This is a genomic window from Rhodopseudomonas sp. BR0C11 (genome assembly GCF_010820945.1).
Lineage (GTDB): Bacteria > Pseudomonadota > Alphaproteobacteria > Rhizobiales > Xanthobacteraceae > Rhodopseudomonas > Rhodopseudomonas palustris_H.
The window spans coordinates 1-4,594 of sequence record NZ_QTKI01000387.1; the positions used below are offsets into that span (position 1 = coordinate 1).

Annotated in this window: 5 protein-coding genes; 4 read left to right on the plus strand and 1 reads right to left on the minus strand. The window is 66.7% G+C overall.

Going from position 1 to position 4,594, the window contains the following annotated elements; genetic code table 11:
* A partial coding sequence (locus DYI24_RS21735; RefSeq protein ID WP_246701339.1) for a methyl-accepting chemotaxis protein occupies nt 1-533 on the plus strand: 533 nt, incomplete at its 5' end.
* Nucleotides 534-681: 148 nt separating this feature from the next.
* Nucleotides 682-1,059: a hypothetical protein gene (locus DYI24_RS21740; RefSeq protein WP_164573810.1), complete on the plus strand. Its 378-nt coding sequence runs from the start codon at nt 682-684 to the stop codon at nt 1,057-1,059.
* Nucleotides 1,060-1,246: 187 nt separating this feature from the next.
* Here DYI24_RS21740 and DYI24_RS21745 read toward each other — a convergent pair whose 3' ends face one another.
* The gene (locus DYI24_RS21745) at nt 1,247-2,410 is read right to left on the minus strand and encodes an NADH:flavin oxidoreductase/NADH oxidase (protein ID WP_164573811.1); all 1,164 of its coding nucleotides are present in this window, start codon (nt 2,408-2,410) and stop codon (nt 1,247-1,249) included.
* A gap of 228 nt (nt 2,411-2,638) precedes the next feature.
* On the opposite strand from DYI24_RS21745, the gene DYI24_RS21750 reads away from it, so the two are divergent.
* A complete protein-coding gene (locus tag DYI24_RS21750; RefSeq protein ID WP_246701340.1) occupies nt 2,639-3,574 on the plus strand; it encodes a tripartite tricarboxylate transporter substrate binding protein in 936 nt (311 codons plus the stop codon).
* A 21-nt stretch (nt 3,575-3,595) separates the two neighbouring features.
* Complete coding sequence (locus DYI24_RS21755) at nt 3,596-4,498, plus strand: LysR family transcriptional regulator (RefSeq protein WP_164573813.1); 903 nt, start codon at nt 3,596-3,598, stop codon at nt 4,496-4,498.
* The last annotated feature ends 96 nt before the right edge of the window (nt 4,499-4,594 follow it).

The following is a 4,594-nucleotide window of genomic DNA, read 5'->3' on the forward strand; positions in this document are numbered from 1 at the left end:
ACCGGTCCGAAGCCGCATCGCGGATCGGCGACGTCGTCGAACTGATCAACACCATCGCGGCCGAAACCAACCTGCTGGCGCTGAATGCTACGATCGAGGCGGCACGCGCCGGCGAAGCCGGCCGTGGCTTCGCCGTGGTGGCGGCCGAAGTGAAGCAACTCGCCGAACAGACCGCCAAGGCCACCGACCAGATCAGCCAGCAGGTCGGCGGCATTCAGACCGCCACCGACCAGTCGGTGAGCGCGATCCGGCAGATCGGCGAGACCATCGCGCGGATGTCGGAGATCGCCGCAACGATCGCCTCCGCAGTGGAAGAACAGGGCGCCGCGACCCAGGAAATCTCGCGCAACGTGCACCATGCCGCCGAAGGTGCCCATCAGGTCTCGGTGAACATCGTCGAGGTTCAGCGTGGCGCCTCGGCGACCGGCTCGGCTTCGGCGCAGGTGCTGTCCGCGGCGCAGTCGCTGGCGCATGACAGCACCCGGCTGAAGGACGAAGTCGCCCACTTCCTCCGAACGGTGCGGGCGGCGTAGTCCGCAGCGCGCGGCGAATTGATGACCAAGTGGTTACCAAGCCGCGCCGTTAATGATCTTCGTAAAGGTTGATTCTGCTCGATCGTTGACGGACGTCGTGATCACAACCAAACATGCGGCGATATTTCATTGACGCTGAGGATCGTCCATGTCTCGTTTGTCCGCCGCTTTGCTCGCTTCCGCCGTCGTCGCCGGCGCGGCCGTCGCGCTGCCGACCGCAGCCTCCGCTTGTTACGGCTGCGCCCCGCCGCCGTGCTACACCTGCTATCAGCAGCAATACGTTGCTCCGGAGTACCGCACCGTCGAGGAGACGGTGATGGTCAACCCGGGCCGCGTGGTCGCCCATCGCGTTCCGCCGCAGTATCGCACCGTGATGGTGCCGAAGACCGTGATGGTCTCTCCCGGCGGCGTCGAATACGAGCGCATTCCGCCGCAATACGCCACCCGCGAGCGCGTCGAGATGGTGTCGCCGGGCTACGGCTACTACGCGCCGGTCCGCCCGCGCTGCGGCGGCTGCGGCTGGTAACGACTCGTTAACGTCGTCGGATGGGGTGAGCTTTAGCGAGTCCCACCTGACGCGACGATCGGTTCGATGGGTTTCGCTTGCGCTCGACCCATCCTGCCAGCGTCGCTCTAATTTGCGTCTACACCAACGTCGTCATGGCCGGGCTTCGTCCCGGCCATCCGCGTTTTCAGGCGGCGCGGCTGATCTCTCAGCTCCGCCGGAACGGCAGCTTCGGCCCGTCGAGTTTGCGCAGACCCGACTCGCGGCGCTCCAGCCACCAGCCATATTGCTTCGGCCAGTCGGCGAACACCTCATCGCCTTCGGTGAGTTCGAGCTGCGCGTGTAGCGCCCAGTTCGGATCGAACAGCGCCTCACGGCCGATCGCGATCAGATCGGCCTGCCCCTGCTCGACGATCTTCTCCGCTTGATCCGGATGGATGATCAGCCCCACCGCGATGGTCGGGATCTCGGCTTCGGTCCGGATGGTTTCGGCGAACGGCACCTGGAAGCCGTAACCGCGCGGAATCCGGTTGGCGGTTGCCGATCCGAGCAGTCCGCCCGACGAACAATCGATGATGTCGGCACCGCGCGCCTTGGCCTCGCGCGCGAACACCACCGAGTCGGCAAGCTCGATGCCGCCATCGACGCCGTCGACCGCCGATACGCGTACCGCCAGCGGCAGCGTGTCGGGCCAGGCGGCGCGCACCGTCTCGATCACCTCCAGCGGAAACCGCATCCGCCCGGCGCGGTCGCCGCCATAGGCGTCGGTGCGCTTGTTCGACAGCGGCGACAGGAACGAGTGCAGCAGATAGCCGTGGGCGCAGTGCACTTCGAGCATCTCGAACCCGGCTTCGACCGCGCGCAGCGTCGCGCTGCGCCAAGCCTCGAGCAGATGATCGAGATCGTCGTCGGTGAGTTCCTGCGGTGTCAGCCATCCTTCGTCCATCGGGATCGCGCTGGGCGCGACGATGTCCCACGGCTGATCACCGCGGGCGATGTCCTCCGCGGTCAGCGCGGCGTTGCCGTACCATGGCCGTTGCATGCTCGCCTTGCGGCCGGCGTGGGCGAGCTGAATCGCCGGCACCGCACCATTGTCGCGCAGGAAGGCGGCGATCCGCTCCAGCGGCCGGATCTGGTCGTCGTTCCACAGTCCGAGATCGCCATGGGTGATGCGGCCGTTGGCGGTTACCGCGGTCGCTTCGACCATCACGATGCCGGTGCCGCCCTGGGCGAATTTGCCGAGATGCACCAGGTGCCAGTCGTTGGCCACGCCATCGACCGCGGAATACTGGCACATCGGCGAGATCAGGATGCGGTTCTTGGCGGTGATGCCGCGCAGGGTGAACGGGCGAAACAGCGGCGGCTGTGACATCGGGACTCCACAACGTTCCTCGGAAAGACTTCTTCAGTCGGGCGGACAGCTCGGCGCAGGCGCGAGCCCCTCCCGTTCGTTACGCACGATTCTGACGGTCCGGCTGCATCAGGTCAATTGCAGCGGTCGCTGTGAAATCCGGTTCAGTTGGACTATCGTCGCGCCATGAGCTTGATCCGACGTATTGTTTTGTCTCGCCGGGCCGTCCTGACCACCGCTGCCGCAGCCTTGGCGACGGCGAGGATTCCGTCGCCCGCCCGGGCGCAGGGCCTGTATCCGACCCGCCCGGTACGGATCGTGCTGCCGTTCGCGGCCGGCGGTGTCGCCGACATCACAGCGCGCCTGATCGCCGATCAGCTCGGCACCAAGCTCGGCCAGCGCTTCTATGTCGAGAACCAGCCGGGCGCCGGCGGCATCGCGGCGGCGCGCACGGTGATCTCGTCACCGCCCGACGGCACCACGCTGGCGCTGTTGTCGAACGGCACCGCGATCAGCGTGTCGCTGTTCAAGAAGCTGCCGTTCGATCCCGTAAAGGATTTCGCGCCGATCTCCAGCCTCGGCACCTTCGACTTCCTGTTCGCGGTGCGCGCCGAGTCCAAGTTCAAGACGCTGGAAGACGTCATCAAGGCGGCGAAGCAGAAGCCCGGCGCGCTCAATGTCGGCACCATCAACACCGGCAGCACGCAAAACCTCGCCGCGGCGTTGTTCAAGACTGCGGCCGGGGTCGACTTTGTGATCGTTCCGTTTCGCGGAACGCCGGAAGTGCTGGTGGCGCTGCTGCAGGACAGCGTCGACCTGACGATCGACAGCTATTCGGCGCTGAAGGGCAATCTCGCCGACGGCAAGATCCGGGCGCTGGCAGCGACCGGGCCGCTGCGCTCGAAGATCACGCCCGACATTCAGACTCTGCGTGAGAGCGGCATCGAAGCCAGCATCGAATCCTGGAACGGGTTGTTTGCACCGGCCGGCACGCCACCCGGCGTGATCGGCGCCTTGAACACGGCGCTGCAGGAGATTCTGGCCGATCCCGCCCTCAAGAAGAAGATGCTCGAACTCGGCATCGACGCCAAACCGTCGACACCAGACCAGTTGGCGGCACGGCTGCGCGCCGACATCGAGAAATGGCGCGCCGTGATCGAGCAGTCCGGCATCGAGCGGCAATAGCGGCGGGCCCGCGATCAGGCGATGAACCTCAAGCAGCTCGAATATTTCATGCATGTCGCCGAGCTCGGCTCCTTCAGCAAGGCCGCGATGGTGCTGGATGTCGCCCAGCCGGCGCTGAGCCGGCAGGTGCGCGGGCTGGAGACCGAACTGCGCCAGCAATTGTTCCTGCGCAACGGCCGCGGCGTGGCGCTGACCGAGGCCGGACGACGGCTGTTCGAGCACTCGGTGGCGATCATGCAGATGGTCGCGCATGCCCGCGAGGATCTGGGCGCCAGCCGCGACGCGCCGGTCGGCCGCGTCACCATCGGGTTGCCGCCGTCGATTGCGCGGCAACTGACGCTGCCGCTGATCGACCATTTCAAGCGCACTCTGCCATCGGCTCGGCTGGCGATCGTCGAAGGCCTGTCGTCGCACATCATCGAATGGGTCACCACCGGCCGCGCCGATGTCGGTCTCGTCTACAATCCGGATGCGCAATCTGGCATCGACATCACGCCGCTGCTGCAGGAGCCGCTCGGGCTGGTCAGCTACGCACCCGCCGGCAAGCGCCGCACCGCCGCGGCACCGCTGCCGTTCAAGGAACTGTCGAAATATCCGCTGATCGTGCCCGAACGGGTGCACGCGATGCGCCGGCTGCTGGAGAACGAGGCGGCGCTGGCCGGCGTCAAGCTCGACATCGCCTGGGAAGTCTCGAGCGTACCGTCGATCATCGAACTGGTCTGCGCCGGCTATGGCCACGCGGTGCTGACGCGCAGCGGGGTGGCCGCCTCGCCGCGGGCGGCCGAGCTGGTGATGCGTCCGCTGATCGAGCCCGCGCCGGCGAGCGCTCTCTGCCTCGTCGTCTCTGCGACGCGGCGGCCGACGCCGCTGGCGCAGCACAGCATGCGGATTCTGACCGACCTGGTGCGGACGCTGCCGACCTGATTCCGACTCACGGTTTTTCGGCATCGGCGGTTGCCATGCCGGAAGCCGATAGCTGTTATAGACCACCCGCCGTGGCGCCGGTCAGGCCGCCCGGCC